Origin of the sequence: Arthrobacter rhombi (assembly GCF_900163545.1) — a bacterium.
In the GTDB taxonomy this organism is placed as follows: domain Bacteria; phylum Actinomycetota; class Actinomycetes; order Actinomycetales; family Micrococcaceae; genus Arthrobacter_H; species Arthrobacter_H rhombi_A.
The window spans coordinates 19,678-46,103 of record NZ_FUHW01000023.1; the positions used below are offsets into that span (position 1 = coordinate 19,678).

27 protein-coding genes are annotated in these 26,426 nt (G+C 63.7%); 9 read left to right on the plus strand and 18 right to left on the minus strand.

Features of this window, described 5'->3' with window-relative positions; all coding sequences use genetic code 11:
* Positions 1-104 precede the first annotated feature (104 nt).
* From FM101_RS05845 to FM101_RS05880, 8 genes are all read right to left on the minus strand, one after another.
* Positions 105-866, minus strand: a complete 762-nt coding sequence (locus tag FM101_RS05845) for an SDR family NAD(P)-dependent oxidoreductase (RefSeq protein ID WP_086996839.1) — start codon at positions 864-866, stop codon at positions 105-107.
* Positions 867-1,498: 632 nt separating this feature from the next.
* Complete coding sequence (locus FM101_RS05850; RefSeq protein WP_086996841.1) at positions 1,499-1,951, minus strand: SRPBCC family protein; 453 nt, start codon at positions 1,949-1,951, stop codon at positions 1,499-1,501.
* 341 nt (positions 1,952-2,292) lie between these two features.
* Positions 2,293-3,546 (minus strand): APC family permease, encoded by a 1,254-nt coding sequence (locus FM101_RS05855; RefSeq protein WP_086996844.1) that lies wholly within the window; start codon positions 3,544-3,546, stop codon positions 2,293-2,295.
* On the minus strand, positions 3,539-4,114 hold the full coding sequence (locus tag FM101_RS05860) for a GNAT family N-acetyltransferase (protein WP_086996983.1): 576 nt from the start codon (positions 4,112-4,114) through the stop codon (positions 3,539-3,541). Before FM101_RS05860 ends, FM101_RS05855 begins: the two co-directional genes overlap by 8 nt.
* Before the next feature lie 157 nt (positions 4,115-4,271).
* On the minus strand, positions 4,272-4,895 hold the full coding sequence (locus tag FM101_RS05865) for a maleylpyruvate isomerase family mycothiol-dependent enzyme (RefSeq protein WP_179204254.1): 624 nt from the start codon (positions 4,893-4,895) through the stop codon (positions 4,272-4,274).
* A gap of 32 nt (positions 4,896-4,927) precedes the next feature.
* A complete protein-coding gene (locus tag FM101_RS05870; RefSeq protein WP_086996849.1) occupies positions 4,928-5,401 on the minus strand; it encodes a DUF1990 family protein in 474 nt (157 codons plus the stop codon).
* A gap of 72 nt (positions 5,402-5,473) precedes the next feature.
* Positions 5,474-9,100, minus strand: a complete 3,627-nt coding sequence (locus FM101_RS05875) for a DNA polymerase III subunit alpha (RefSeq protein WP_086996852.1) — start codon at positions 9,098-9,100, stop codon at positions 5,474-5,476.
* Complete coding sequence (locus FM101_RS05880) at positions 9,097-9,408, minus strand: DUF6504 family protein (protein WP_086996855.1); 312 nt, start codon at positions 9,406-9,408, stop codon at positions 9,097-9,099. Before FM101_RS05880 ends, FM101_RS05875 begins: the two co-directional genes overlap by 4 nt.
* A gap of 177 nt (positions 9,409-9,585) precedes the next feature.
* On the opposite strand from FM101_RS05880, the gene FM101_RS05885 reads away from it, so the two are divergent.
* The gene (locus FM101_RS05885; protein ID WP_086996858.1) at positions 9,586-9,984 is read left to right on the plus strand and encodes a polyketide cyclase; all 399 of its coding nucleotides are present in this window, start codon (positions 9,586-9,588) and stop codon (positions 9,982-9,984) included.
* A 92-nt stretch (positions 9,985-10,076) separates the two neighbouring features.
* Here FM101_RS05885 and FM101_RS05890 read toward each other — a convergent pair whose 3' ends face one another.
* From FM101_RS05890 to FM101_RS05905, 4 genes are all read right to left on the minus strand, one after another.
* Positions 10,077-10,652 (minus strand): GNAT family N-acetyltransferase, encoded by a 576-nt coding sequence (locus FM101_RS05890; protein ID WP_086996861.1) that lies wholly within the window; start codon positions 10,650-10,652, stop codon positions 10,077-10,079.
* A 70-nt stretch (positions 10,653-10,722) separates the two neighbouring features.
* Complete coding sequence (locus tag FM101_RS05895) at positions 10,723-11,130, minus strand: VOC family protein (protein WP_086996864.1); 408 nt, start codon at positions 11,128-11,130, stop codon at positions 10,723-10,725.
* A gap of 10 nt (positions 11,131-11,140) precedes the next feature.
* Complete coding sequence (locus FM101_RS05900; RefSeq protein ID WP_086996867.1) at positions 11,141-11,581, minus strand: helix-turn-helix transcriptional regulator; 441 nt, start codon at positions 11,579-11,581, stop codon at positions 11,141-11,143.
* A gap of 9 nt (positions 11,582-11,590) precedes the next feature.
* On the minus strand, positions 11,591-12,355 hold the full coding sequence (locus tag FM101_RS05905; protein WP_086996870.1) for an SOS response-associated peptidase: 765 nt from the start codon (positions 12,353-12,355) through the stop codon (positions 11,591-11,593).
* Between the two features lie 35 nt (positions 12,356-12,390).
* Here FM101_RS05905 and FM101_RS05910 point away from each other — a divergent pair, with 35 nt between their 5' ends.
* The 3 genes from FM101_RS05910 (at position 12,391) to FM101_RS05920 (ending at position 14,481) form a co-directional block, all read left to right on the plus strand.
* Positions 12,391-12,660, plus strand: coding sequence for a glutaredoxin domain-containing protein (locus FM101_RS05910; protein ID WP_086996987.1), 270 nt, complete (start codon positions 12,391-12,393; stop codon positions 12,658-12,660).
* A gap of 103 nt (positions 12,661-12,763) precedes the next feature.
* A complete protein-coding gene (locus FM101_RS05915; RefSeq protein ID WP_086996989.1) occupies positions 12,764-13,849 on the plus strand; it encodes an S-(hydroxymethyl)mycothiol dehydrogenase in 1,086 nt (361 codons plus the stop codon).
* A complete protein-coding gene (locus FM101_RS05920; protein WP_086996873.1) occupies positions 13,849-14,481 on the plus strand; it encodes an MBL fold metallo-hydrolase in 633 nt (210 codons plus the stop codon). Before FM101_RS05915 ends, FM101_RS05920 begins: the two co-directional genes overlap by 1 nt.
* 97 nt (positions 14,482-14,578) lie before the next feature.
* Here FM101_RS05920 and FM101_RS05925 read toward each other — a convergent pair whose 3' ends face one another.
* Positions 14,579-15,070 carry a hypothetical protein gene (locus tag FM101_RS05925; RefSeq protein ID WP_143269230.1) on the minus strand — a complete coding sequence of 164 codons (492 nt, stop codon included), beginning with the start codon at positions 15,068-15,070 and terminating at the stop codon, positions 14,579-14,581.
* A 147-nt stretch (positions 15,071-15,217) separates the two neighbouring features.
* Entirely contained in the window at positions 15,218-15,970 is a 753-nt protein-coding gene (locus FM101_RS05930; protein WP_245806636.1) for a lipoate--protein ligase family protein, read from the minus strand.
* A gap of 36 nt (positions 15,971-16,006) precedes the next feature.
* On the opposite strand from FM101_RS05930, the gene FM101_RS05935 reads away from it, so the two are divergent.
* The gene (locus tag FM101_RS05935) at positions 16,007-16,633 is read left to right on the plus strand and encodes a hypothetical protein (RefSeq protein ID WP_086996879.1); all 627 of its coding nucleotides are present in this window, start codon (positions 16,007-16,009) and stop codon (positions 16,631-16,633) included.
* On the opposite strand, the gene FM101_RS05940 is transcribed toward FM101_RS05935, so the two are convergent.
* Positions 16,630-17,493, minus strand: a complete 864-nt coding sequence (locus tag FM101_RS05940) for a thioesterase family protein (RefSeq protein ID WP_086996882.1) — start codon at positions 17,491-17,493, stop codon at positions 16,630-16,632. The genes FM101_RS05935 and FM101_RS05940 overlap by 4 nt on opposite strands.
* A 104-nt stretch (positions 17,494-17,597) precedes the next feature.
* Positions 17,598-19,073, minus strand: a complete 1,476-nt coding sequence (locus FM101_RS05945; RefSeq protein WP_086996884.1) for a protein adenylyltransferase SelO — start codon at positions 19,071-19,073, stop codon at positions 17,598-17,600.
* A 42-nt stretch (positions 19,074-19,115) separates the two neighbouring features.
* Here FM101_RS05945 and FM101_RS05950 point away from each other — a divergent pair, with 42 nt between their 5' ends.
* Positions 19,116-19,586, plus strand: coding sequence for a DUF2809 domain-containing protein (locus FM101_RS05950; protein ID WP_086996887.1), 471 nt, complete (start codon positions 19,116-19,118; stop codon positions 19,584-19,586).
* A 42-nt stretch (positions 19,587-19,628) separates the two neighbouring features.
* Here FM101_RS05950 and FM101_RS05955 read toward each other — a convergent pair whose 3' ends face one another.
* Complete coding sequence (locus FM101_RS05955) at positions 19,629-20,570, minus strand: LysR substrate-binding domain-containing protein (protein WP_086996890.1); 942 nt, start codon at positions 20,568-20,570, stop codon at positions 19,629-19,631.
* Between the two features lie 120 nt (positions 20,571-20,690).
* Between FM101_RS05955 and FM101_RS05960 the strand changes: the two genes are divergently transcribed.
* The 3 genes from FM101_RS05960 to FM101_RS05970 all read left to right on the plus strand — a co-directional run bounded on the left by FM101_RS05960 (position 20,691) and on the right by FM101_RS05970 (position 25,314).
* Entirely contained in the window at positions 20,691-22,733 is a 2,043-nt protein-coding gene (locus tag FM101_RS05960; protein ID WP_086996892.1) for an NADH:flavin oxidoreductase, read from the plus strand.
* Positions 22,734-22,798: 65 nt separating this feature from the next.
* Complete coding sequence (locus tag FM101_RS05965) at positions 22,799-24,154, plus strand: aromatic ring-hydroxylating oxygenase subunit alpha (protein ID WP_086996895.1); 1,356 nt, start codon at positions 22,799-22,801, stop codon at positions 24,152-24,154.
* A 26-nt stretch (positions 24,155-24,180) separates the two neighbouring features.
* Positions 24,181-25,314: a hybrid-cluster NAD(P)-dependent oxidoreductase gene (locus tag FM101_RS05970; RefSeq protein ID WP_218778263.1), complete on the plus strand. Its 1,134-nt coding sequence runs from the start codon at positions 24,181-24,183 to the stop codon at positions 25,312-25,314.
* 104 nt (positions 25,315-25,418) lie between these two features.
* Here the strand turns inward: FM101_RS05970 and nrdF are convergent, their stop codons facing one another.
* Positions 25,419-26,420 carry a class 1b ribonucleoside-diphosphate reductase subunit beta gene (gene nrdF / locus FM101_RS05975; RefSeq protein ID WP_256382346.1) on the minus strand — a complete coding sequence of 334 codons (1,002 nt, stop codon included), beginning with the start codon at positions 26,418-26,420 and terminating at the stop codon, positions 25,419-25,421.
* Between the last annotated feature and the right edge of the window lie 6 nt (positions 26,421-26,426).

Consider the following 26,426-nt stretch of genomic DNA (forward strand, 5'->3'; position numbering starts at 1 on the left):
GTGGCATACGGTGACCACAGCCAGCCGGGATCCAGCTTAACGGACCAGATCATGCCCGAACCAATCGGATCCCGGCTGCCGGCCCCACCCGCCCCGGAATCGGGTCAGCGCAGTTTGATGGATCCGCCGTCTGCCATGACCGTTTGTCCGGTCATGTAGCGGGAGTCATCGGAGCACAGGAACGCGACGATGGGAGCCACATCGGTCTCCGGATCGCCGAAACGTCCCAACGGCACCTTCTCCTCGGAGGCGGCAAACATCTCCGGGTAGTTCTTCTTCCAGTTCTCCACGCCTTCGGTCATGGCCATCGGGCACACCACGTTGACCCGGATGCCATCGGGGGCCCATTCGTTGGCGACGACCCGACTGAGTCCGCGGATGGCTTCCTTGGCCGCAGCATAGGCCGCCTGGGTCGGCTGGCCTTCGAGCCCGGCACCGGATCCGTAGTTGACCACGGCCCCACCAGTCTTTTTCAGTTCCTGGTAGGCAGCGAGCATGAAGTTCCGGGTCGCGAAGAAGCCGGTGTTGAAGGACAGGTCCCACATGGCATCGGTATGGTCCAGGAAGGACCCTTGCTTGGAGGCGTGGGCGTTGTTGACCAGGGCGTCCAGATGACCGAAGCGTTCCACGGCGCGCGCTACCGCCTTCTTCGCGACCTCGGGATCGGAGACATCCCCGGCGACGAATTCCACGGCCTGGCCGAGTTCCTCCACGATGGCAGCTCCGGCGTCCTCGTTGAGGTCCACCGCCACGACCCGTGCGCCTCGGGCCACGAACGCCCGGGTTACCGCACCGCCGATACCAGCGGCACCGCCGGTGACGATGATCGCCTTGTCCTCGAGATTGCGAACTGGCTGGTTATTCATGACGACTCCTTCGATTTAGTGTCTTTACGACAGTATACTCTCGTTGTCCGGACCATTGCGAATGCGGGGATTCCTTACGCAGCCGTGACGGCGGTTCGGTGATCCCCTCACGGGACGGGCGCCGCTCAGCGTGAAACCACCAACTCCCTCCTCCTGGATGCCAGCCACACGGCAACCCGATGCCCCTCTCAGCCCCGACAGGCCGACTTCGACGGAGATTCCACTGCGCTGGGCCTGATTCAGCTGGCCGCCCTGGCCCCTGCCACTCGGACCATCGCGGCCACGGGCGCGCACGCCCATCCCGGGGAACTGCCGCTGCGGATCCACATCGGGTTCTGGGCCACAGCCCGGCCCGGAGGACCCGCCGCAGCGGGCCTGCTTCCTGCGCTGGCCACCGGGGCCGAACCTGCTGACCGCCGTCCTGCCTCGACTGCGGCAGCCAACCCACCCCGACCGAGGCCAGCGCCTACCGCCCAGCCACAACGCGAAAGACCCACCCATATCCGGGGCACCACATCCAGACCGACGCCAGCAACTCGCTACTCGCGGTTTCGGGTCAGAGTTGCGCCCGGGAAACTCGGGTCACGTCCGTGGACACCAGATCCTCGGTCCGGCGGCCCGTTCTGCGTCCACTATCGTTTCGCGAGTGCGGCGTCCTCGATGGCAGCCAGCATGCCAGTGAAGTTCGACGTCAGCATCTTGTCGATCAACGGGCCCGTGAATCGACCAATTGGCCCACCCCGGGGAACATATCGGTAGTCGAACGTCGCGAAGGAGCCGTCCTCGTCGGGCAGGAGCATGAGCGTGGACTCGGCCCGCTTGATCGGCACCGCCAGGCTCGGCTGGTTTTCTGTGTCGATCCTGCGCCCCTCCTCCCACGTGGTGACGGTTTCATCCATGCTGCCCATCGGCTTCAGTTCAACGCGGCGGCGAGCGCCCACACCGCTGGTCTGCTCGCCGATGGCTCTCGTGGACCTGAGACCATTCCAATGCTTCGCGAGATTCGGGAAGTCGGCGTACAAGGCCCAGACTGAACCGATGGGCGCAGACATGCGCCGTTGCACCATGATGTGACGTTCAGGCATGAGGATCACTCCACGTGATGGGCCGGCTGAAGGACTATCTACAGTCCCGTCAGTGTGGTGGCGTTCGCGGCGGTCGTCAAGGGGTCAATGGCCACGAGTTTCCGCGCCGTTTTCGGTAATTACCCCCACCCCGGCTGAGAACAGCGCCCACCGCCCGGCCACGAAGTGAAGTGCCCCCGGGACGGTGGAGCAGCCCCGGCCCACCCATGGAAGACCGCCCACATCCGGAGCACCGCACCCAGACCGCCCCAGCAATCCGCTCCGCGCGAACTCGGTCCGGACCCCCTCCGTGTTATGGCCGATGTTCCAGCACAACGGATAGGGCGCGGGCACCATCCATGTCAGGAGTCTCTTCCGATCCTGATCAGCCGCAGGACGATCCCCGCCGCGAACATCACGATCCCGATCGCCACCGACAGTGGCGGCAGCGTGGCGATCAGGGCCACGCATGATCCGGCACCCAGGACTTGCAAGGCCTGAGGATACCTGCGGTCGACAGCGGGCTGCGTGAATGCAGCGGCATTGGCGACCAGATAGTAGATGAGGACGCCGAAGGAGGAGAAGCCGATCGCCTCGCGTAGATCTGCGACGGAAATGACCGCGCAGATCACCACGGCGAGTACCATCTCCGCCCGATGCGGAACCCTGTAGCGGGGGTGCACCGCGGAAAGCCACTGTGGCAGATCGCGTTCGCGGGCCATGGCCAAGCTCGTCCTTCCGAGCCCGGCAATGAGGGCCAGGAGCGCGCCCAGGGACGCTGCCGCGGCCCCGAACCTGACGACGAAGCCGACCCAGGGCAGGGATCCGGCATCAACGGCCGCCGCCAGCGGGGCCACGTGGCTCGCCACCCCACCGGGGCCCAGGGTCGCCAGCAACGTCACGGCAATCACCGCGTAGACCAAGACGCTGATGCCCAGTGCGATGACGATGGCGCGGGGAATCGTTCGTTCGGGGTGGCGGACTTCTTCACCCATCGTCGCGATTCTGGCGTATCCGGCGAAGGCAAAGAACAGCAAGCCTGCGGACTGCAGGATCCCATACCAGCCGTGGGCCAGCAGGCCAGCACCCAGGATGCCTGACGGGGCGCGGGCAGGACCTCCCCACGCGGCTGCCACCCCGATCGCCAAGGCCGCCAACACCACCACCACGATGACGCGGGTGACCGCTGCAGTGCGGGTGACCCCGAAGTAGTTGACCGCTGCCAGAACCAGGACAGCGGCGATGGCTACAGGACGTTCCCACCCGGACGGGGCGGCATAAGCGGCGAAGGTCATGGCCATGGCTGCAGCGCTTGCCGTCTTTCCGATCACGAACCCCCATCCGGCCAGGAACCCGGGCCAGGAGCCGAGCCGTTCGCGCCCATAGACGTAGGTCCCGCCCGAGGTCGGATAGACGGCAGCAAGCTGGGCGGATGACGTTGCGTTGCAAAAGGCCACGATGGCCGCAACGAGCAAACCGATCAGCAGTCCCGATCCTGCCGCGGCCGCCGCCGGGGTGAAGGCCGCAAAGATGCCTGCACCAATCATCGAGCCAAGACCGATGACCGAGGCGTCAAAGGTATTCAGTCGCCGGGCCAGGGCCTGGGGTTCAGCCATCGTCAGTTTCCTGCGATCCATCCGTGCACAGCACCTGGTACATGACATGGTCCTGCCACCGCCCGGCGATCTTCAAGTACTTAGGCGCCGTGCCATACCGGGTAAACCCGTTGCGCGCCAGCACACGTTGTGAGGCGTGGTTCTCAACCAGGGTCTCCGCCTGCAGTCGGTGCAGTCCCAACTCATTAAAGACACATTGCCTGGCTTCGGCCACAGCCCTAGTGGCCAGGCCGGTCCCATTGTGTTCCTGGCCGACCCAAAAGCCCAGACTGCCTGACTGAAGCGCGCCACGGGTGATGCCATTGAGGTTGATCCTGCCGACCAAGGCGCCGGTCTCGTCGGTGATCCCCCAGGCAATCATGGTCCCGGCGGCCCGCGCTTCAAGGGCCCGTTCCAGCAACTCGCGTTGTCCGGCGATGGTGAAGAAGGATTCGGGCCTGACCGGTTCCCAAGGCGCCAGAAACGAGCGGTTCAGTCGAAGCAGTTCTGCGAGTTCGCCGGCGTCGTCGGAGGACAGGGACCGTGTTCTTCGCTTCACCGTTTGCGCAACGGCCTTCTCCTCGGGCATGCACAGGACGCTACCCGAAACCGAGCCCCGCATCCTGCGGCTCAGCACAAAGGCTGGTCTTCGGCGCGGACCCGCCCCGGGGGGAATCAGGCCATCCATGCCGGAGGCTTCGTAGCCGTCGTCGTTCATGGCCAGCTACTGCTTCGGTCCCCGCCGCTCACCACGGGGCCAGCGTCGCGGTCGGATCCAGTGGTCCCCGGCCGGCCAGCCAGGCCATGACTCGTCGGCGGTCACCGGAGGATCCGAGCCTTTCTGCGACCGTGGCCAGCAGAATAGGAAGATCCCACTCGACATATTCATGCGGCCAATCGGCAGGGGTGTAGCCCAGTCCCAGGTCCACATGGTGCATCTCTACTTCGCGCAGCCGGTGCGCGGGGCATCCCGAAACCCCGTAGTGTCCACCGCCCAGAAAGTCGCCATGAGGCCACCCGGCTGCTGCATTGAGCATGAAGACTTCTTCGAGCTGCGATTGGCTGTTTTCCACGTCGGCAATAATCTCCGCGGCGGCCCGCCCTGCTCCGGCTTCAATCTCGTTGCCACGCTGCTCGGGTCCGTTGGCATACTTCGGCAGGTCCTCTCCACGAAGCGCACCAGAAAGTCGACGTGCATGGGCGTCGGCGTTGCGGGCCAGATGGGTCAGAACGTGCCCTACGCTCCAGCCGGGTAGACGGCTGGGGGCCCGAACCTGCTCCTCCGTCAGGTGGGCAACCCGCGTTCTTAATCGTGTCTGCGCTGCACAGCAGAGTTCTGCCGCACGCTGTGGATTGCTCTCCAAGTCCATCTGCGCACCAACCTTTCTATCAGAGCCGGCAATCATCGCAGCGCGCGCAGATAACGTCGTCGCACGATGTGCTGGGCGATGAGCAGCATAGGGTAGAGGACCCGCCAGGGTTGTTGTGGAGCCGCCCGGGTGAGCGAGCGGACCGTGAAGTGCACGGCGTCGCCCCGGCGGTGCACGATGAAGGCCTCTTCACCACTGACGGGGTGCCCCGGCCTAGTGCGGTAGGAAAAACCGACGCGGTCGTGTTCGATGACCACGTCGGTGACCTCCACGGGTTCGATGATCGTCATCCCGAGGACGTGCACGGTGACATCCAGGCGGTCCCCCGGAGCCGCTGGGGCCGTTGAGTTCACGCAAAACCCGCTGGCAGTCTTCACCCGCCAACGCATGACATCCACTGTTACGCGCTCCCAGAGCGCGTCGCCTTGGCCCAACAGTGCCGAGGCCTCCGAGCGACGGTATCTGGGGTCGGTCGATGGCCATTCCTCAAGTTTCGGGCTGGTCATCCGGTGCCTCTCCCTTGGTTCGTGTCCTACGGTGACTTGTCCTGCTTCAGCCTACTGGCGGTGGGACCCGGCTCATGATCCGACGTCGAACTCCGGCCAGTCCTCGGGAACCTCACCGGGCAGCCGGTGGTCCAGGCCTTCGTCCTTCATCCGGGTAGCCAACGACAAGGCGCCCTCGCTGCCGGGCTTCTTGGTCGCGGACAGTGACTGCTTCGCACTGACACGGTTCGGGTCGCTGAGGTGTCCCGGCCCCGGGAGGGAGGCCTGGTCAGCAAGGTCCCACGCCTGGAGGGCCTGCAGGCTGATGCCGCGGGGGCCCGTCCGCCGGGTGATCCCGTGGACCAGCAAAAGCCGGGTGGAAAATAGCAGCGGCCCGGAGTTCTGCTGGGCTTCGTGGAAGAAGGTGCAGTCCACGCAACCGGTTCCGTCGTCCAGGGAGATGAACACGACTCGTCGGCCACCACGCATGGGTGGCGTCTGCGTTGCAACCCGCACCCCGGCCACCAGAACCTCGGTTCCGTTGCGTAATCTCCGCAGATCCTCGGCATGGGTCGCCCCCAGTTTCGCCAATACCGGGGCATGCGAGGACATCAAATGGCCGCTGACGTCCACCGACATCAGATCCAATTCGGTCCGGACGGTTTCCTCCATGCTCTGTTCGACGTGTCCCACGGCCAATCCGCCCAGTTCCACGTCGCTCATGGGCAAGGGCAGCTGCCCGGCAATGGGGCGGTGCCGTGGGGGCAAGGCCTTGGCGGGCCTGGCTGCCAGATGGGCCATCAGGTCCGCACGGTTGCCGCGCCCAGCCACCTTTTGCAGGGAATCGAAGGCCCCTAGGGCGGCAAAAGTCCGCAACGAGGAACGATTCAGCCCCGACCGGTCGCGCACATCAGCCAGCGAGTCGTAGGGCTTTCCGGCAACGACCCGCTTCACCTCGTTTCCCGAGACCCCGTGGATCCCGCTCAGGGACAGCCGGATGCCTAACCGTCCGGCTGGCATCGTTCCCGGTGCCCGGTAGACGGGTGGAACCGTGGCCGGGGGCAGCAATCCCTTCAAACGTTCGACCCGGTAGGAGGCGTCAGAGCAGTTGATATCCAGTGGCAGGATGGGGATGCCCATCCGCCGAGCCTCCGCTACCAGCAAACGTTTGGGATACATTCCGGGATCGTGTTCCCAGATACCGGCTAGGAACGCCTCGGGGTGGTGGGCCTTCAGCCAGGCCGACTGGTAAGTCGGCACGGCGAAAGCTGCCCCATGGGCCTTGCAGAAGCCGAAAGAGCCGAAGGCCTTCAATGTCGCCCAGACCTCGTCGATCACGGCCAGCGGATAGCCCCGCTCCAGAGCTCTGGAACGGTAGAGTTCCTCCACCCGTGGTTCGGCCTGCTCGTTGCCCAGCAGCCGCCGATACACATCTGCCTTGGCCAATCCGCACCCGGTCATCACGTCGAAGATCCGTAGTACTTGTTCGTGAAAGACCGTGACCCCATGCGTCTCGGCCAGTGCTGGTTTAAGGTCAGGGTGAGGATAGTTTTCAACCGCAAAACCATGCCGATTTTCCAGATACGGTTTGACCATATTTGATTGCATGGGCCCGGGCCGGAACAACGAGATATCGATGATGATGTCGTTGAATTCGCGTGGTGCCAGTTTGCCGATCAGTTCACGCTGCCCGGGAGATTCGATCTGGAAGCAGCCCAGCGTGTCGGTGGTGCGGATGAGTTCGAAGGTCGGTTCATCATCCAGCGGGACCCGCTGCAGGTCGATGGTCCCGTCGGTGTCCAGATACTCCGGAAGCCCCCCGTCAGATGTTTTCGAATGGGCGCCGGCGCGGGCAACCGCATCCCCGTCCCCATGGATCCGGACGACCTCGGAGACCGCATAGGCCATCGCCGATTGCATGCGCACCCCCAGCACATCCAGTTTGAGCATGCCCATGGGGTCCATATCGTGCTTATCGAATTGGCTCATCGCCAACCCGAGTCCGCTGGGCTGGACCGGGGTCCGGTCCAGCAGGGTGTTATCCCCCAGGATCACCCCGCACGGGTGCATGGAGATGTGGCGGGGCAGCCGGTCCAGCCGCTCGGTCAAATCCACCAGCAGGTCCAGCTGCTTCTCGGCCCCCATCCGTTCGGCAAAGGGGCGCAGCTCCGGCTTCTCGTCCAGGGCCTCGCGGAAGTTGCTGGCCGAGAAACGCCACAGCTGTTTGGCGATGACATCCAGGTCCCCGTCTCCCATGCCCAGCGCCTGCCCCGCGTCCCGGACCGCGCCACGGGCCCGGTACCCGTTCTGCATGCTCATCAGGGTGACCCGCTCTGAACCAAACCGTTTGAAGATGTGCTCATAGACCCGATGTCGTTCGGCGGATTCGACGTCGATGTCGATATCGGGAAGGGTCGTCCGGTCCCGCGAGAGGAAGCGTTCGAAGAGCAGGTCGTGGGCCAACGGGTTCACATGGCTAATGCCCAGGAGGAAGTTCACCACGGAAGAAGCGCCGGATCCCCGGGCGGCATTGCGCACGCCCAGGGTAGTGATCATCGAGCTGACCTCGGCCACGGTGAGGAAGTAGGTGCCAAAGCCCAGGTCGGAGATGGTTTCCAGTTCCATCGCGAGGCGATCGCGCAGCGCACGGGAACCGGCGTCCTGAGGGATCAGGCGGGTAATGCCTGCTTCGCAGCGTGCCGCCAGTTCCGCATCGGGGTGACCGCTGATACCAATCACGCTGGCTTCGGGGACCACGGGGATTCCCCAGCCGGCGTCGTCCACCGGGTCCATCCGTGCCCAGTCGGCCATGGCCGAGGTGTTGCCCAGCAGTTCCCCAGCGGCTCTCCCCTCCCCCGCGTCCCGCGCAATTTCCCGGGCCAGGGCGTTCATCCGTCCGGGGCTTTTGAGCCATCCCTGCCCGTTTGGTTGCAGATCGCCAAGAGTTTCCAACGAGCTCAAGGCACGGGCAGAATCCAGCACGTCGGCAGTAGCCGCACCATCGGGGTCTGCATAGCGCACGGCGTTGGTAAGTACTGCCGGAACATGAAGGGCCTGGGCGACGCGGAGCATCCGGATGGAATGCGCTGTGCTGAGCCGCTCCCCCGGGGTGTTCAGGTGGGTGACCAGCTCGAGGTGCACCACATCTCTACCCACCGCCTGCAGCCATCCGGCCAGCGCGGTCCTGGCGCGTGGGAGTTCACGGCGCAGGGCCGCCTGACCGACATCGGAATCCGGTCCCAGCAGCACCTTCAGTACCGTACCGGCCTCCGGGTCGGTGGCACACGACGCTAACTGCGCACGAGTCACCCCCACGGGTTTGCCTCCGGTAGCACCCCGGTGCGCCGCAGTCCCCTCATGGGCTAGGGAGACCAGCCGGCACAGAGCCCGGTAGCCGGCCCCGTCGCAATGTCCTTTAGCCAGTACGATGACACGCCCTTGGAGCTGTAGTCCCGGGCGCCCCCGGGCAGCATGCGCCGGAGGATGCCGGGCGTTATCAGCGCCGGGGCCCAGCACCGCTAGGTTCACCCCGAGGATCGGATCCAGTCCGGTCTCCCGGCACGCCTTGAGGTGTTTGACGGCGCCGTAAAGGCCATTGCGTTCGGTGCTGGCCAGGGCGTCAGCCCCCTCGGCAGCGGCCTTCAGGGCGAGGTCTTGGGGCCAGGAAACCCCGTAATGTGCGCTGAACGCGGAGGCCACGTTCAAATGGGTGAAACTCATGCACTCTCCAGCAAGGCATCGTGGATCCGGATGAGTCGCCAGCGCCCGCTCTCCACATCGCGGGAGACCTCGAAGGTGAGCAGCGGCCCCTTGCCGGCGAGCCTGACCTGTAGTTGCCATATCTCATGGTCGACAAGTCCCGGACCGCGGCCGCGTTCTGCGCGGATCTCCTCGGCCCACCAGCGGCGGCGCTCAAACCAGCGCACGGGATCGGCGGCAACACGGTATTCCCGTCCCTGCCACCGCATCCGCAAAGGTAAGCCTGCGGTGCTGCATTCCACGTCGACTGACTGGGTGAAAAGCCCCATCTGATACCTCCAATTCGCCCCGGACGACGGCATAGGTCTCGGGGCCCTAAATCATGGAAGGGGCCGCAAAACTGCCTGTGCGCGACGATCATCCCATTCTATTCGAATCTTTGTTCTAAGCAAGATTAGACTAGAAAGCATGTACGACACTTTGGGTTTCTGGATAGGATCTGGACCATGACATGGCCGGTGCGACACCTCACCCAGACCATTGACGCTGGAATCGACCGGGTCATCGCCGTTGCCGCTGACCCTCTGCAGCTCCCTCATTGGGCCGCGGGTCTGAGCTCCGGCATTCGCAACGAAGAGGGACGATGGATTACCGATTCCCCGATGGGCGCAGTCGAGGTGAGGTTCGTCGGCCCGATCAAGTCGGGCGTCCTCGATCATGACGTGGTCCTGCCGGACGGGACCGTCGTGCGCAATCCCCTCCGTGTACTGAGCAACGATCAGGGCAGCGAGGTCGTGTTCACCCTCTTCAAGAAAACGGGAATGAGTGACGCCGAGTTCGAACAGGATGCCAACGATGCTCGGGAGGATCTCGCCCGGTTGAAGGCGCTGATCGAGGGCGGCTGACATGACACGCTGGCGGCGGAGAGCACGCCCTTCTCCTTCATCAGCGGACCAGGGTTGCCTTCTTCTTCCTCCCGCGGGTAGCGGAGGTCCTGTTAGGATGCTCCGTCGCCGGGCAGGAGGGAGAACAGCACCATGTCATGGCGTTCACCGAAGCGTGCGGCCTTGGATCGCTGGATACCTTCGCGGGTGAAACCGGCCTTGAGTGCCACCTGCTGGGAACCATGGTTTTCCGATGCGGCTTCGAGGCTGACCCGTTGGGCTCCCAGATCTTCTATCGCCCACCGGCTCACGGCCTTGGTTGCCGCCGTAGCCACTCCACGGCCACGAGCCCATGGCGCCACCCAATATCCCACTTCCACCGTGGCGTTCGTCTGGTCGACATCAACCAGCCCGCAGGAAGCCAGGACAGCGTCCGTGCTTTCATCCACCACGGCGAAGGAAGCTCCGGCCTGCTCGCGCCAGGTTGCTGCGGAAAAATCGGCAAATGAGACCGCGTGATCCTGCGTGTATGGATACGGCACGGTCGTCCACCGGATGATTTCCGGGTCTTGGCAGGCCTGGTAGATCGAGTCCGCATCCTCGGGGCTCCAGGGGCGTAAGACGATCCCCGCCCCACCGTTCGTGGAACTTTTCAAGATCGGGTGCGTCGTGCTCCACGTCAAAGTCATGATGAACACCCTAGGGGATGCCCTGCCCGGGTCACGAGACGTCACTCGCAGGAGGCAGGAGCACCGCCGCTCAGTCAGTTGCTTGGTTAATGCGCACCATGTTCCCTGAGGGGTCACGGAAGGCACAGTCGCGTGGTCCCCACGGTTGATCGATTGGCTCCTGGAGCACTTCGGCACCCGTGGCACGGACTTTTTCGAAGAGGGCGTCGACGTCGTCCGTGGTGAACACGGTCATGGGCAGCACACCTTTGGCCAGGAGTTCTTGGAGGACATCCCCGTCCTGCTCTGATCGACCTGCATGTGGATTAGAGAGCACGATTTCCGCCCCTGGCTGGGAGACGGTACCCAGGGTGACCCACCGGTGCCCGCCACCGGCGACGTCGTTGACCACCTCGAGCCCGAGTCCGTCGCGATAAAAGGCGATGGCCTCGTCGACATCGTTCACGGTGATGTGGCAGTACTTCAAGGAAATGTTCATGTATCCAACGCTAGTCCTGGATAACTGGGGGTGCTTCTCGGATCCTGCTCGGTTTCAAGGAGGTAGGTCGGGAGGTTAACCGCGCCAAACAGCCCGGCATGGCCTGCAGTGCCGCATGGTCCAAGGCCCGGTACTGCGTCGGGGAAACACCGGCGATCCGGGTGAAGCTCGAACTGAACGACCCCAGTGACGTGCAGCCCACGGCCAGGCAGGCATCGGTGACCCCGACCCCACCCCGCAGCAAGGTCATCGCTCGTTCGATGCGTCGGGTCATCAGGTAGGCATACGGCGATTCACCATAGGCGGCCTTGAACCTTCGGGAGAAATGGGCCGGGGACATCAGTGCCGTGCCGGCCATGGTGGGCACATCGAGAGGATCAGCGAAGTCGCGGTCCATTAGATCCCTGGCGCGACGCAACCGCATCAGCTCCTGCAGTTCGTGCGCTTCCATCCCCTCAGATTACTCCGCGAAAAGGTTCTGAACCGGCTCGATGAGCTCGGGACCGTTGTTCCGCACGTTGCCCACGGCGGAGCCCACTTCCCGGAGAGACCAGCCTCCGGCAACCTCATAGGCTTCGGATCTGACTTGCTCGACCAACGGGGCAGCTTCCCGGTCGCCGGGGTTCAACCATTCGGACATCGTCTCCCGATCCAAGGGGATGGGCAACCGATCGTGCAGTCCATGCAGTTCGTCGAGCACCGTGGATTCGCCCGTCTCGTCGGGTGAGGCCATCGTGAGGATGCTGCAGCTGAGCAGCCAACGTTCTGGGTCGTCTTCCGTCTTTGAGGGATCTTTCCACCACTCGTAGATGCCAGCGAAGAAGATCAGCGAGCCGCCTTCCGGGTGCACGAAATACGGACGTTTGGAGGCGGTCTTGCCGGCCCCGGATTTCTTCCACTCGTAGTAGCCCTCAACGGGGATGGCGCACCGGCGGGCCTTGATGGCAGAACGAAAGGTGGGTTTCTCCAGAACGGTTTCACTGCGGGCGTTGAAAGCCCTCACCCCCACGGAAGGGTCCTTGGCCCAGATAGGTACCAAACCCCATGTGGCCACGTGCACCTGACGGACGACTTCGTCGTCGACCAACCGCTCCAACACAATCGGAACATCGCTGGTCGGGGCGACGTTCCACGATTTACGCAGTTCCAGCGCATCGTCGGCTTCCGCCTCGGCTTCGGCTACCAGGTCACCAATGGCCCGGGCCATTACGTATCTCCCACACATGGAATAAGGATCTCATAGTGCCGGTTGTGCTGGACATGACTGATTTGAAGACTGAGGACTACATCCCCGAAGCCGGGACCGTCACCATGTTCACGACCTCCTGGTGCGGATACTGCAGGAACCTAAAGAAGGCCATGGACGCCGATGGCATCTCCTACCGGGAGGTCAACATCGAGGACGTCGCGGGAACCGCCGAGATCGTCGAGGAGTTCAACGGCGGTAACCAAACGGTCCCCACCTTGATCTTCTCCGATGGTTCGGCCGTCACGAATCCCCGTATTGAGCAGGTTCGCGAGCGTCTCTAGGCGCTCTATGACAGGATGAAAGGTGCCCGCGGTTTTTTCCGTGTGGGCACCTTTTTTCTGAACTGAATGGGCCGTGCAGGGCATGGCCGAGAGGATGGAAACCATGGCACAAAAGGTCAAGGCTGTCGTCGTGAAGGCCAAGGACGCACCGGTGGAAATCGAGACGATCGTCGTTCCGGATCCCGGTCCCGGCGAAGCGGTCGTGGACATCCTCACTTGCGGGGTCTGTCACACCGACCTGCACTATAAGCTCGGCGGAATTGGCGATGACTACCCCTATCTGCTGGGGCATGAGGCCACCGGCGTGGTCAGCCAGCTCGGTGAAGGCGTAACCAATGTCCAGGTCGGCGACCGCGTCGTCCTGAACTGGCGTGCCGTGTGCGGGGAATGCCGCGCTTGCGCCAAGGGCCAGCCGCAGTATTGCTTTGATACTGCCAATGCTGCTCAGCCGATGACCCTCGAAGACGGTACCGAGCTTTCCCCCGCGCTGGGCATTGGTGCCTTCGCCGAGAAAACTTTGGTCGCCGCGGGCCAGTGCACCAAGGTGGACGACGACGTCGATCCAGCTGCCGTGGGCTTGCTGGGCTGCGGAATCATGGCCGGTATTGGTGCGGCCATCAACACCGGCGAGGTCAAACGCGGCGAATCCGTGGCGGTCATCGGTTGCGGAGGTGTCGGCATCGCCGCTATTGCCGGCGCGAAGCTGGCCGGGGCCACCACCATCATTGCCGTGGACATCGACCAGTCAAAGGTCGACATGGCCCTGGAGCTCGGTGCCACGCATGGGGTGAACTCTAAGGAGAAGGACCCGGTCGAAGCCATCCAGGCGTTGACCGGTGGCTTCGGCGCCGACCTCGTCATCGATGCCGTCGGCCGCCCGGAAACCTATCAGCAGGCCTTCTACGCCCGTGACCTGGCCGGCCGGGTGGTGCTGGTGGGCGTCCCCAATCCGGAGATGAAGCTCGAACTGCCCCTCGCCGACGTCTTCGGCCGCGGCGGGTCACTGAAGTCCTCCTGGTACGGCGACTGCCTGCCTTCCCGCGACTTCCCCATGCTCGTCGAACAATACAAGCTCGGGAGACTGGATCTGGATGCGTTCGTCACCGAACGCATCGGGCTGGGCGATATCGAGGCGGCCTTCGACAAGATGCATGATGGCACCGTCTTGCGTTCGGTGGTGGAGCTCTAATGGCCGCACAGATCGAAAACCTGGTGACCTCCGGAACGTTCAGCCTCGACGGCGGAACATGGGATGTAGACAACAACGTGTGGATCATCGGTGACGAGGCCGAAGTCTTCGTGATCGACCCGGCGCATAAGCCCGCTGCCATTGTCGAAGCGGTGGGCGGACGCAAGGTCACCGCCGTCCTGCTCACTCATGGGCATGACGACCATATCCGTTATGCGCGCGATTTCGCCGAGATGGTCAACGCTCCGATTTACATGAATCCCGAGGATCAGATGCTCTGGGAGGATGTCTTCCCCGGGACGACGCCGGATCAGGAGATCTCAGATGGCGATACCTTCGACATCGCCGGTACGACGTTGAAGGCGATCCACACTCCTGGCCACTCCCCCGGATCCACCTGTTTCTACGCCGAGGAGTTGGACACGGTCTTCTCCGGGGACACCCTGTTCAGCGGTGGCCCCGGTGCCACCGGGCGCAGCTATTCCAGCTACGAGACGATTGTGGCCTCGATCAGGGACCGACTGTTGGTGCTGCCGCAGAACACCATCGTGAACACCGGCCACGGTGATGCGACCAGCATCGCTGCCGAAGCCCCGCAATTGCAGGAATGGCTGGACCAGATCAGCAAGTAGTCGAAACTGGAGGGCCGACAGGCCCCCGATTGATCTACCGCGTGGCGGGAGCCCGAAAGGGTTCCCGCCACGCGGTGTTTCACGAGCTCCCACAGCCCTAGGCGCCTTGCTCTCGTCGCGGCCTTCGAAACTCGTGGGCCACACTGCCCAGCGAAACAACTTCGGCAGTCCTGGCCTGGACCACCGAAACCGACCGTCTGACAGTTGCGGAGGAATCCTTGAAGGGAACCTGCACCACCTGGAGCACGTTGATGATTCCGTCGTACCGCCGGACGGCTTCGGTCAGCTCGATGCTATGGGCATAGCGGTGAAGGACCAGATCTCGTCCTTCTCCCAAGCGAGTTGGCCCGGGTTCCAGCCGGAGGGAACCGACCACGACACCGGCGATGAGTTCATGAAGGATCCGGTGACCACGGGAGAATCCCGTCTCGCGGATGATCAGCTCCGGCTGGTGGATCCCGGTCAGTCCCACGGTATAAGCGACCGGAACCCCGCGGCGTCCGATCGCGTGTTCAATGAACCATTCCCCCGGCAATGGCGCCAGCCGCCCCTCGAGCCGGCTGGACGTAATGCTGCAGCTCCTACACATGATGCCTCCTTAGGGCACCGGTCTCCCCGCCGGAGTCTCAGCGCCTAGCCACCAGCATCGAGCCGTGGTCGTGAACCGTGAGGGCGCAGCTTCCTGCTGTGCACAACGGGGGTGTGTGCACGCCTGTGGGTGTCGAGTCGACGGAGGTTATCCCACCAGGGCTTGTGGGTCGATGACGGTGGTGTGCTGGGCATAGGCCCGCAGCAGCGCCTGTTCAACGGCTTCCACGGTGGTTCCAGGAACCAGGTCCTCCGCGGCACCAGCCGTCGTCGGGTCGAAGTCCAATCCCATATCCGCGTAGACGGCCTCCAGAACCACGCGCAACGGGGCAGAGTCTTCGATGACGAACACACTGGCGAACAGCCAGGCACCGGAGACAACCCGTTGTGCGGTGCCCACAAGTTTCACCGGGGATGCGGTGCTGGAGCCGGGGCCGGGCCGGCCATGGACGCTGAATTCACCGGGACAGTACTCCCCGGGGATCTCACCCACCACGGCGTCGATGCCCAGGCTCTTCAGGGCCTCGGCATAGAGGCTGCCCAAAACCTTGAAGCGGTCCTGATGGCCAAGCATCGCCTCACCTGCTGGTTCGACATGATCGACGATCAAGGTGCCCTGGTGGTAGGCAGCTGCCCGGCCGCCAGCTTTTCGGACCACGGGGTCGAAGCCCAGGCCACGAGCCGAGGCGGTGGCCTGTTCATAGCCGGGAAGCCTGATATCCCGTTGGCCGAAGGCCACAGTGGGTTCGGGGCGGTAGAGGCGCAGTGTCGGCCCGGACTTCCCGTAGCGAACCCGTTCAAGCAGCTCGATGCCTTCGAGCAGGTCAGCTTCCGGGTTTCCACTCGCCTCGGAACGCCACACGGTCAGGGGCTGATGCGTGGCGGAATTCCAGGAAGTCATGATGACGATTCTAGTTGTGGGCGGTCCGCATGAATAATGGGGGTCGTGCCTGAACCAATCCTGACTTTGATCCTCCTGGGCGGTTCCTCCGGATCCGGAAAGTCCTATCTCGCCGAGCGCTACGGCCGCCCGCATGTCGAGCTGGATAACTTCTACCGTGAATTGGCCGAGGATTCCCCGCAGACCCCGCTGCCCCACACCGCCTACGGCGAGGTCGACTGGGACCATCCCGGAACCTGGAACTGTGATGCAGCGGTCAACTCCGTCCTGCACCTGCTACGCACCGGCAGCATGGAAGTCCCGCATTATTCGATTTCCACGTCGAGCTACTCCGGCTATTCGACCGTCACCATGGCCGGCGGTCCCGTCGTGGCCGAGGGAATCTTCGTGGATGAGATCCGGGCGCCGCTCATCGCTCACGGGGTGGACGTCCGCGCCTATTACATAGACGTCTCCCCCATCACGACGGCGGTGCGTCGGTTGGTACGCGATATCAAGGAACGCCGGAAGCCGCTTCCGTTCTTGCTGCGTCGTGGCTGGGCCCTGTACCGGGCCGAGGGCTCAGTACGGCGCCGCTACGTGAACGCAGGCTTCATCCCTACTCCCAAGGCCAGGATCCGGTCCATGCTCGCGTCAGCCTCCACGGTGCCTGACCCGCGCTAGCGTGTGGGCATCGGACGGACGGTGAGGATCTGTTCGCTGCGCCCGAAGGGCCCCTCGGTGTCATGCAGTACGGCAGAGGTCAGTCCGATCCCGTCCGAACCGTAGGTCTGCTGCGACTGAATGCCCAGCCATTGACCGACGGGACGGCGGTACATGTGAATCTGCAGGTCGACGTTCGGGAACATCCAGGATTCCGGTCCCGGAGCCACCCTCGGTGCTACCCCGTTGGCCGTATCGACCATCCCCAACAGCCGGACCATATCAGGGGTGTCGAAGCCATCGACCATCTGCTGCGGGTTGCGCAGCCACACCACGCCCTTGCCCAAACGGTGTCCGGGTTCGACCCGTAGTTCCAGCTGCTCGATGTAGCCGCCGGGCCACATCTCCATTCCGTCCCAGACGGGTAGGTCTTCGGGGTGGGTGACGTCAGCGTCCTCGACACCGGCGACGAGCTGTGAGTCGTGGGTCTTCAGCCTCCACCCGCGGGCCACGATGGCGGTCCGGCCCTGACAAACCATTTGCGCCTCAACCAGTTCGATGGTCTTGCCGGGCCTGATCATCTGCGTGGTGATCTGCACGTCGCCACCGTGGATGATCCCCAGGATATCCAGGCTGACTCGTGCCATGCGCATATCCTCGCGGGGCTCGAAAAGCTCGAGCTCGCGGACCAGGAGCCCGGTGGCCGGCGCCATATGTTGCTCGTGCTCGTTCCAGGCACCTTGGGTGTGGATGGTGGAACGGTAGCTGCCTTCCCCCAGTGGCACGTAGAAGCTGGAGGGGCGTGAGCCGTCGGGCAGCTCGAGGAGATGGGTTCCGGAAGCGTCCGGGCGGTCCTGGTGGCCGATGGTCGAGGCAGTCATGAAGGCATCCTTTCAGCGCCTCGGGGATCGGCGCTAACCGTTCCACCCTATCGGTCGTTCTTGGTCCCGCAGTACCTGATCCGCTGGTGTCGAAACGGGCAGCCTCAGGTGCCGCAGAAGGTGACGTATGGGCCGAATTCCGTAGGCGCACCCGTGCCATACCGCTCCAGGCCCGGACGCACATCATAGGGCGCAGAGACGGCTTCCAAAAGGTGGTTCAACGGTTCCAGGTCCCCTCCCGTGGCTGCCTCAAGGGCTTCTTCCACCAGATGGTTGCGCGGAATGTAGGCGGGGTTGATCCGGTCCAGCCCCGCAGGGTCGGGCCCCAGGGCCAGCCACCTTCCGGCCCAGTCCTCGAAGGGCGCCGGGTCGGCGAAAAGGGTACGGGCGACTGCTCGCTCGCCCCGGGCCACATCCGCCAAGGCACGGAAGAACGAAGTGTAGTCGGCCCCGCTGGCAGCCAATAGAGCGGTCGTGGCTTCTACGAGGTCGTGGGCCGGCTGGTCGCGGCTCTCGACGCCGGTGGCTGGTGGCAGGCCCAATTTCTCGAACATACCCGCGGACCAGGCCTCGCTGTAGCGGGTCCTGAAGGTGCGCAACGATTCCATGGCCAATTCCACGGCCCGGTCCTCATCGTCGTCAAAGAGCGGCAGCATGGCCTCTGCCAGACGGGCCAGGTTCCATTCGGCCATCACCGGCTGATTCCGATAAGCATAACGTCCTTGCGCGTCAATGGAGCTGAAGACCGCGGCGGGATCGAAGGCGTCAATGAACGCGCAGGGCCCATAGTCGATGGTTTCCCCCGAAATGGTCATGTTGTCGGTGTTCATCACCCCGTGGACGAATCCGACCAACATCCATTGGGCAATCAAAGTAGCTTGGTCGGCGACAACCGCGTCGAACAGGGCCAGATGGGGTCGCTCGGCCTCACCTGCCTCCGGATGATGGCGGAGGATGGCGTAGTCAGCCAGACGGTGCAGCAGATCGGGGTCGTCCAGCGCGCGGGCATATTGGAATGAGCCCACCCTCAGATGGCTGGAAGCAACGCGAGTGAGCACGGCGCCGGGCAACCGGCTTTCACGTAATACTCCGTTTCCTGTGGCGGTAACCGCCAGCGAGAGCGTGGTCGGGATTCCCAATGCGTGCAAAGATTCGCTCAGAATATACTCGCGCAGCATGGGCCCTACGGCGCCAAACCCGTCACCACCACGGGAGAAGGGCGTCCGTCCCGAACCCTTCAGGTGTAGGTCACGGAGGTTTCCATCAGCGCCGCGCAGCTCTCCCAAGAGCAGTGCCCGGCCGTCCCCGAGCCGCGGGGAGTACGAAGCGAACTGGTGCCCTGCATACCCTTGGGCAACGGGTGTCGCCCCTTCGGGCGGGTGGGCCCCGGTCAACACGGAGATCCCCTCGGCGCTGCGAAGGTATTCGGGGTCCAGCCCGAGCTCCCGTGCCAATCGCTCATTCAGAACCAATAGTTCCGGTGCCGGGGGTTCTTCCGCTGCCCAGGAAATGGAGAGTTCGGGGAAATTCCGGGCGAACCCGTTCTCGAGAACAACGGATTGCTGTAGTGCTGGACTCATGCTTCGAGCCTACCGCCACCACGGCGGCGTTAGACTTCCTCCATGCCATCGCCCGGACTGACATCATTCCTCGGGTCACGTCGTTTCATTCTCTGCGTGGCAGCCGTTTCCGTCATCCCCGTGGGCCTGACAGCACGTTTCCTGCTGCCGGCTGGACTGGCTGATATTGCTGGCGGGGCGCTCTACACAGTGCTGATTTATCTGGTGGTCGGTTTGATCAAACCTGCCTGGCGTCCCTTCAGGGTGGCGATCTGGGCGTTCTGCGTCAGTACCTTGGTGGAGTTGCTGCAGCTGACAGCACTGCCCAGTGCCCTCTCCGCCGTCGTTCCACCGATCCGTCTGGTCTTGGGTACGACCTTTTCCCTCACCGATCTACCCGCTTATGCGCTAGGGGCCTTTCTGGTCCTCTCATTGGACTGCTTGCTGATGCGTCAGAGGCAACGGCAACGGAGATCCCGGCAGACCGCTTCGACTTCGCTACGGCAAGCGCGCGATGGTTCCCACTCAGAGTAGGTGAGCGGGCAACCGAGGCGACGGTGAACAGCCGGCGACAGCTCAGCCCGACGCCGGCAGCGGAGGACTGGTGTCAAGCGCGTGGACTCCGGCCGCTGTCTCGCCGAGCACTTCCAGTGCCGAAGCCAGCAGTGGTTGGGACCGGCTCCCTCGACGGACCACAGTGCGGATATGCCGTGACGGTGCGGGATCCCCGCGCAAGGGAACGCGGGTTGTGGCATACCCTGCCGGCATCCGGGCGAGCCGCGGAACCAGCGATACCCCGAACCCTGCGGCCACCAAGGCCGCCCCGGTGTCCCACTCGACGGCTTCATGTGCGACGGTCGGGGTGAAGCCTGCCTCTGCGCATGAAGTGAAGACCAATTGGCGGTGCGGACGGTTCGGCCGATCGACGATCCACGACTCCTCGGCGGTCTCACGCAGGGTAATCCAGGCACGTTGCGCCAATGGATGCCCGTCGGGGACCAGCAGGTCAAGAGGATCATCAAGAAGGAACTGCTGGTCAAAGCGGCCATCGGCCGTCGCTGGCACGGTGTCGGTGGCGACGATCACTGCTAGGTCCGCTTCCTCGGCCAGCAGGAGGTCGAAGCACTCCAACGGGTCGGCCTCGATGATCCGCACTTCAAGCTCCGGACGCCACGAGCGCAGAGCGGTGACCACCGGGGGCAAGAGGGCCGCCGCTGCGGTTGAAAAACCGCAGAGTCTTAACTCACCAGCGTGCTCGCCCGACTCGGAAGTGATCAGTGCCTTGATGGTCTCCCAGCGGGCGAAAAGGTCGTCGGCCTGGCTCAGGAGGATTCGGGCCGCAGGGGTCAGGCGAACCCCGCGTCCCTGGGGGATCAGCAGCACGACTCCGAGATCCTCGGCCAACCCCCTCAATTGATGTGAAACGGCCGAAGGAGTGTAGTGCAGCGCCCGCGCCGTCGCCGTCACCGTGCCGTGGGCGGCCAACATCCGCAGGACGTGAAGTCGGCTATCAATCATGCAATAACTGTACACGGTACTGTGACGAATCTTTCGCTTTTCTTCAGCATTCGCGAACACCACACTAAAGGTATCAGGTGGCCACGACAGCGCATCTGGACACCGGGAGGAATCATCCCCATGCACGCGACAGACCCACTGCTCCAACCCTTTACGCTGAAGAACCTGACATTGCGCAACAGGATCGTCAGCACCTCCCACGAACCGGCGTACGCGGAAGGTGGCATGCCCACCGATCGCTACCGTGCCTACCACGTGGAACGGGCCCGCGGCGGAACCGGCCTGCTGATGATCGGTGGATCCGCCGTCGTCTCCCCCGACAGCCCCCCGGCCTTCGGCAACCTGCTGCTCTACCGGGACGAAGTCTCCGGATGGATCCGCAAGCTCACCGACGAAGTGCACGACGCCGGCGCGGCGGTCATGTGCCAAATCACCCATCTGGGGCGGCGGACCAGTAACTACACCGGCGATTGGCTGCCGGTCCTCTACCCCTCCCATCAGCGGGAGCCCGCCCACCGCGCCTTCCCCAAGGTGGCAGAGCCCTGGGATCTGCGCCGGGTGGTGTCCGATTACGCAGGGGCAGCCCTGCGTTGCAAGGAGGCCGGATTGGACGGCATCGAAATCCAGTCCTACGGACACTTCCTGGACGCCTTCCTCTCTCCGGCAACCAACGACCGCCAGGACGTGTGGGGTGGAAGCCACGAACACCGCATGGCCTTCCCTCGGGCGGTCATCCAAGCCGTCCGTGCCGCGGTCGGGCCAGATTTCATTGTTGGTATCCGCATGTCCATGGATGAGGATCGAGCCGATGGCCTCCGGCAGGACGAGGCCCTCGAGGCGCTGCAGCACTACATCGCCGATGGAATCGATTTCCTCAGCGTGATCAAAGGCACCATCGATAGCGACGCCACGCTCTCGCGGGTGATTCCTTCCATGGGGACCCCCTCGGCCCCGTTCCTTGATTTCGCCGGTGCCATCAAACGCGAGATCGACATCCCGGTAATGCACGCCTCGCGGATCGCCGACGTCTCCACCGCCCGGCACGCCATCGGTGCCGGCCTGTTGGACCTGGTCGGTATGACCCGCGCACAGATCGCCGACCCACAGCTCGTGGCCAAGCTGGCGGCCGGGCAGGAGGACAGGATCCGCCCCTGCGTCGGCGCGAACTACTGTCTGGACTCCATCTACGCATCGGGCGACGCCAAATGCATCCACAACCCCGCCACGGGACGTGAACTCCAGTTGCCACACACCATCGTGTCCGGTGGTGCAGCACGAAAGAAGGCAATGGTGATCGGGGCGGGGCCGGCGGGGTTGGAATGCGCCCGTGTTTTGGCCGAGCGCGGTCACGCCGTCGTGCTCTTCGAAGCGGGCGATGCCCCCGGGGGCCAGGTGCTCATCGCCGCCTCTTCACCGCGCCGACGCGATCTGATCGGGATCATCGATTGGCGGGTCAGTGAGGCCAAGCTGGCAGGCGCTGACCTCCGGTACGGTGTCTACGCCGATCGGGAGATGGTGTTGGCAGAGAACCCCGACGTCGTCGTGGTCGCGACCGGTGGCACCCCGAACCGATCGTTCCTGGCCGCCGGTGAGGATCTGGTAGCCGATAGCTGGGACGTACTAGGACAACTATCGAAGATGCCGTCCACGGCCCTGGTCTACGACGACAACGGGGCCGAGCCTGGAATGGATGCCACCGAACGACTGGCACTGGCCGGCACCCGCGTTGAACTCGTCACCCCGGAGCGCACCGTGGCCCCCGATGTGGGCAGCATGAACTCCCCGGGCTACCTGCGTGCCTTCTCCGAGCACGACGTCACCATCACCTTGGCCCACCGACTCGTCTCGGTCATGCCGGCAGCCCACGGGCAATTCAGTGCTGAACTTCGCAGCGACTATTCCGGCCAGGTGATGACGCGAACCGTGGACCTCGTCGTCGTCGAACACGGGAATCTGCCCAACGCCGAACTGTACTTCGAGCTGCTGGCGGACTCGGCCAACGCAGGGGAAGTCGACTACCAGGCACTGCTGGCCGGAGAACCACAACCCGTGGATCCCGAGGCCTCCGGGAAGTTCCAACTCTTCCGCGTCGGCGATGCAGTGGCCAGCCGGAACATCCACGCAGCCATCTACGACGCCTTCCGGCTGTGCCTGCCGATGTGAAACAGATCGAGCCGCGTCGGCCGGCCACGCCATCAGCATCCACCACGGCACCCCGGAGGAAGACCATGAACACCACACCCGTCAGCACCGAAACAACCGGGCGAGCCCAACCGATCCCGGCCCGCCTGACCCAGCTGGTGCACCAGCGGGTTGAAGGATTGAGCCTTGATTCCGAGTTCTACACATCCGCGTTGGTCCATGATCTGGACATCGCCGCAATCTTCGCCAAACACTGGATCTATGTGGCGGCCGACGCCGAACTGCCCGAGCCCGGGGACTACGTCACCATCACCGTCGGCCCCTACTCGGTGATCCTGGTGCGCGACGACGACGATCAGGTCAGCGCCCTGCACAACGTCTGCCGACACCGGGGCGCACGGATCCTCAACGACGCCAGCGGTTCGGTCGGGAACCTGGTGTGCGGATACCACCACTGGACCTACGGGACGGACGGCTCGCTGCTGCACGCCGACTCGCAGCCCGCCGATTTCGACCGCAGCTGCTTCGCTCTGAAAAAGGTCGCGGTCAGGAGCATCGCTGGTCTGATCTTCATTTGCCTCTCTGCGGAGCCGCCGGAGGATTTCGATTCGGTGGCCCAGCGAATCGAATCCTATCTGACCCCGCATCAACTGATGCGTACCAAGGTCGCAGCGCAAGAGGACCTCGTCGAAGAGGGTAACTGGAAGCTCGTGATGGAGAACAACCGAGAGTGCTATCACTGCGACGGGCACCCGGAACTCTCTTGCTCGCTGTTTCCCACCTACGGCTATGAACCCGACGGTCTGCCGGCGCGGCTGCGGCCGGCCTACGACCGCTACCTGCGTGCCGAAGCGGATCTGCGGCGCGTCAGCGCCGATAACGGGTTGCCGTTCGAGCGAATCCAGGAACTCGAGACTCCCGTGACCGGGTTCCGCATCCAGCGGGAACCGCTCGACGGGGCCGGCGAGTCCTTCAGCCCGGATGGGCGGATCGTCTCGAACAAGCTACTCGGCGATTTGACTGAGCCCCGGCTGGGCCGGCTCTCGATGCATTGGCAGCCCAATGCATGGTTCCACTTCCTCAGCGACCACGCCGTCACGTTCTCGGTGGTGCCGCTGGCTGCCGACCGGACCCTGCTGCGCACCACCTGGCTCGTCCACGAGGACGCGGTGGAAGGTCACGACTACGATCTACAGGAGCTCAAGCGAGTCTGGAAGCAGACGAACGCACAAGATGGGGTCTTCGTGCAACGCGCCCAGCGCGGCGTGTCCAGCCCCGCCTACCAACCGGGACCCTACGCACCGAACGAATACCAGGTGGAGGCCTTCTGCTCCTGGTACATCAACCGGTTACGAGCCCACGTCGAAGCGGAATCCTGGAACGGATCCTCTGCGGCTCTGGACGACGCAGCCGGTGGCGACGGATTGGAAGTGTTCCCATGACCCAGATGGCCGAGCACACTCGGGCCGTGCACACACCAGTATCTCCGGCCGACCCGGCTGCCCCCGATGCCTACGTCCTGCGCTGCGTCGATGTCCGTGACGAGACAGCCGATGTCAAGACCTTCGTCTTTGAGCCCGAAGGGGAGGAAGGATTCGGATGGGTGGCGGGCCAGTTCCTGACCCTGAGCCAGGAGATCGACGGCGCCGGGGCCAGCCGGTGCTACTCCATCAGTTCGGCACCGTCGGGTAGCCGGCGGCTGGAGATCACCGTCAAACGCATCGCGGGTGGGTCATTCTCCAACTGGCTGCACGAGAACTTGCGCCCGGGCCGAGCAATCAGCGCGCACGGGCCGGTGGGCGGTTTCACACCGACCGAGCTCCAGCTAACGCAACCTTTCGAGCTGGACTACGAGGCGAGGGCGCAAAGGCAGCGCTATCTTTTCCTTGCAGCAGGCTCCGGCATCACGCCGATCATGGCCATCCTGCGCACGCTGCTGGTCAAGGGCAACCCGATCGATGCCGTTCTGGTCAACAGCCTCCACGGTCCGGACGACGTCATCTTCCGTCGGGATCTGGAAGCCTTCTCCGTCCGGCGCGGGCTGCGTGTGGAACTGGTCAGCAGTACGCTCGTCACTGCCGACCAAAGGCGCGGGACGAAGCTACCTGCAGGTATCGGAATCTCCCCCGGACGGCTTGATACGGAACTGCTGCGCAGCCTTGTTCCCGATCTCGTGGACCGTGAGATCTTCTCCTGTGGTCCCGCAGGATATCTGGACGGAGTTCGGACCATGCTCGATGCCGCGGGATGCGCCACAGATCGCCGGCACGAGGAGAGCTTCGACATCGGAGTCCACCAAGATGCGGCATCCGCCGGAATCCCCAGTACCAACAAGGCTGGTGCGTTCACCGTGACCTTCGCGCGCAGTGGGCGAAGCATCGACTGCCCGGCAGGCTCCTTCGTCCTCGACGCGGCCCTCGCCGATGGCGTGCCGGTCCCCTCGTCCTGTGGTTTGGGGATGTGCGGTACTTGTAAGAGCGGTCTGTTGGAAGGCGCGGTCGAAATGAATCATGCTGGCGGCATCCGGCCACGCGAAATAGCCGAGGGCAAGATCCTGCTGTGCTGTTCGCGACCGACGGAAGACCTGGTGATTGATGCCTAGGTTCGCTGCATCGGCGGTCTGCCGCCACAGCTCAAACGTCGGAGGGCTCCGGTACTGATGCGCCGGAGCCCTTCGAACGGTTCGTGCAGAACCTGCTGGGTTTGCTAGAAGTCCCAGTCCTCGTCTTCGGTGTTCACGGCCTTGCCGATCACATAGGAGGAGCCGGAGCCGGAGAAGAAGTCGTGGTTCTCGTCGGCATTCGGGCTCAGAGCCGAGAGAATGGCGGGGTTCACGTCCGTCACCGAGGACGGGAACATCGCCTCGTAGCCCAGATTCATCAGCGCCTTATTGGCGTTGTAGTGCAGGAACTTCTTGACGTCCTCGCTCAGGCCCACACTGTCGTACAGGTCGTGGGTGTACTGCACCTCGTTCTCATACAGTTCGTAGAGCAGTTCGAAGGTGTAGTCCTTCAACTCGGTCTTGCGCTCCTCGCTGAGACCTTCCAGACCCTTCTGGAACTTATAGCCGATGTAGTAGCCGTGAACGGCCTCATCACGGATGATCAGACGGATCAGATCAGCAGTATTGGTCAGTTTGGCGCGTGAGGACCAGTACATCGGCAGGTAGAAGCCGGAGTAGAACAGGAAGGATTCCAGCAGGGTTGAGGCGATCTTGCGCTTGAGCGGATCCTCGCCGTAGTAGTAGGACTCGATGATCGAGGCCTTCTTCTGGAGGTTCACGTTCTCCGTGGACCAGCGGAATGCCTCGTCGATGTCCTTGGTGGAGGCCAGCGTGGAGAAGATCGAGGAGTAGCTCTTGGCGTGCACGGATTCCATGAACGCGATGTTCGTGTAAACGGCCTCTTCATGCGGGGTGATGGCATCGGGGATCAAGGAGACAGCCCCGACGGTGCCCTGCAGCGTGTCCAACAGGGTGAGCCCCGTAAAAACGCGCATGGTGAGGAGCTTCTCGTCCTCGGTGAGCGTGTTCCATGACTGGACGTCGTTAGACAGCGGGATCTTCTCCGGGAGCCAGAAGTTGTTGACAAGGCGGTTCCACACCTCGACGTCCTTCTCGTCCTGGATGCGGTTCCAGTTGATGGCCTCGACGTGATGCTGCAGCTTGACCTGATCGGTCATTTCATCCCCTGACTTTGACTTTCTAATGCGGGT

What these genes read in the sequence shown, in the direction of transcription:
- FM101_RS05845 (WP_086996839.1), bottom strand. Translation starts at nt 866, where the DNA reads ATGAATAACCAGCCAGTTCGCAATCTCGAGGACAAGGCGATCATCGTC.
- FM101_RS05850 (WP_086996841.1), bottom strand. Translation starts at nt 1,951, where the DNA reads ATGCCTGAACGTCACATCATGGTGCAACGGCGCATGTCTGCGCCCATC.
- FM101_RS05855 (WP_086996844.1), bottom strand. Translation starts at nt 3,546, where the DNA reads ATGGCTGAACCCCAGGCCCTGGCCCGGCGACTGAATACCTTTGACGCC.
- FM101_RS05860 (WP_086996983.1), bottom strand. Translation starts at nt 4,114, where the DNA reads ATGCCCGAGGAGAAGGCCGTTGCGCAAACGGTGAAGCGAAGAACACGG.
- FM101_RS05865 (WP_179204254.1), bottom strand. Translation starts at nt 4,895, where the DNA reads ATGGACTTGGAGAGCAATCCACAGCGTGCGGCAGAACTCTGCTGTGCA.
- FM101_RS05870 (WP_086996849.1), bottom strand. Translation starts at nt 5,401, where the DNA reads ATGACCAGCCCGAAACTTGAGGAATGGCCATCGACCGACCCCAGATAC.
- FM101_RS05875 (WP_086996852.1), bottom strand. Translation starts at nt 9,100, where the DNA reads ATGAGTTTCACCCATTTGAACGTGGCCTCCGCGTTCAGCGCACATTAC.
- FM101_RS05880 (WP_086996855.1), bottom strand. Translation starts at nt 9,408, where the DNA reads ATGGGGCTTTTCACCCAGTCAGTCGACGTGGAATGCAGCACCGCAGGC.
- FM101_RS05885 (WP_086996858.1), top strand. Translation starts at nt 9,586, where the DNA reads ATGACATGGCCGGTGCGACACCTCACCCAGACCATTGACGCTGGAATC.
- FM101_RS05890 (WP_086996861.1), bottom strand. Translation starts at nt 10,652, where the DNA reads ATGACTTTGACGTGGAGCACGACGCACCCGATCTTGAAAAGTTCCACG.
- FM101_RS05895 (WP_086996864.1), bottom strand. Translation starts at nt 11,130, where the DNA reads ATGAACATTTCCTTGAAGTACTGCCACATCACCGTGAACGATGTCGAC.
- FM101_RS05900 (WP_086996867.1), bottom strand. Translation starts at nt 11,581, where the DNA reads ATGGAAGCGCACGAACTGCAGGAGCTGATGCGGTTGCGTCGCGCCAGG.
- FM101_RS05905 (WP_086996870.1), bottom strand. Translation starts at nt 12,355, where the DNA reads ATGTGTGGGAGATACGTAATGGCCCGGGCCATTGGTGACCTGGTAGCC.
- FM101_RS05910 (WP_086996987.1), top strand. Translation starts at nt 12,391, where the DNA reads ATGACTGATTTGAAGACTGAGGACTACATCCCCGAAGCCGGGACCGTC.
- FM101_RS05915 (WP_086996989.1), top strand. Translation starts at nt 12,764, where the DNA reads ATGGCACAAAAGGTCAAGGCTGTCGTCGTGAAGGCCAAGGACGCACCG.
- FM101_RS05920 (WP_086996873.1), top strand. Translation starts at nt 13,849, where the DNA reads ATGGCCGCACAGATCGAAAACCTGGTGACCTCCGGAACGTTCAGCCTC.
- FM101_RS05925 (WP_143269230.1), bottom strand. Translation starts at nt 15,070, where the DNA reads ATGTGTAGGAGCTGCAGCATTACGTCCAGCCGGCTCGAGGGGCGGCTG.
- FM101_RS05930 (WP_245806636.1), bottom strand. Translation starts at nt 15,970, where the DNA reads ATGACTTCCTGGAATTCCGCCACGCATCAGCCCCTGACCGTGTGGCGT.
- FM101_RS05935 (WP_086996879.1), top strand. Translation starts at nt 16,007, where the DNA reads ATGGGGGTCGTGCCTGAACCAATCCTGACTTTGATCCTCCTGGGCGGT.
- FM101_RS05940 (WP_086996882.1), bottom strand. Translation starts at nt 17,493, where the DNA reads ATGACTGCCTCGACCATCGGCCACCAGGACCGCCCGGACGCTTCCGGA.
- FM101_RS05945 (WP_086996884.1), bottom strand. Translation starts at nt 19,073, where the DNA reads ATGAGTCCAGCACTACAGCAATCCGTTGTTCTCGAGAACGGGTTCGCC.
- FM101_RS05950 (WP_086996887.1), top strand. Translation starts at nt 19,116, where the DNA reads ATGCCATCGCCCGGACTGACATCATTCCTCGGGTCACGTCGTTTCATT.
- FM101_RS05955 (WP_086996890.1), bottom strand. Translation starts at nt 20,570, where the DNA reads ATGATTGATAGCCGACTTCACGTCCTGCGGATGTTGGCCGCCCACGGC.
- FM101_RS05960 (WP_086996892.1), top strand. Translation starts at nt 20,691, where the DNA reads ATGCACGCGACAGACCCACTGCTCCAACCCTTTACGCTGAAGAACCTG.
- FM101_RS05965 (WP_086996895.1), top strand. Translation starts at nt 22,799, where the DNA reads ATGAACACCACACCCGTCAGCACCGAAACAACCGGGCGAGCCCAACCG.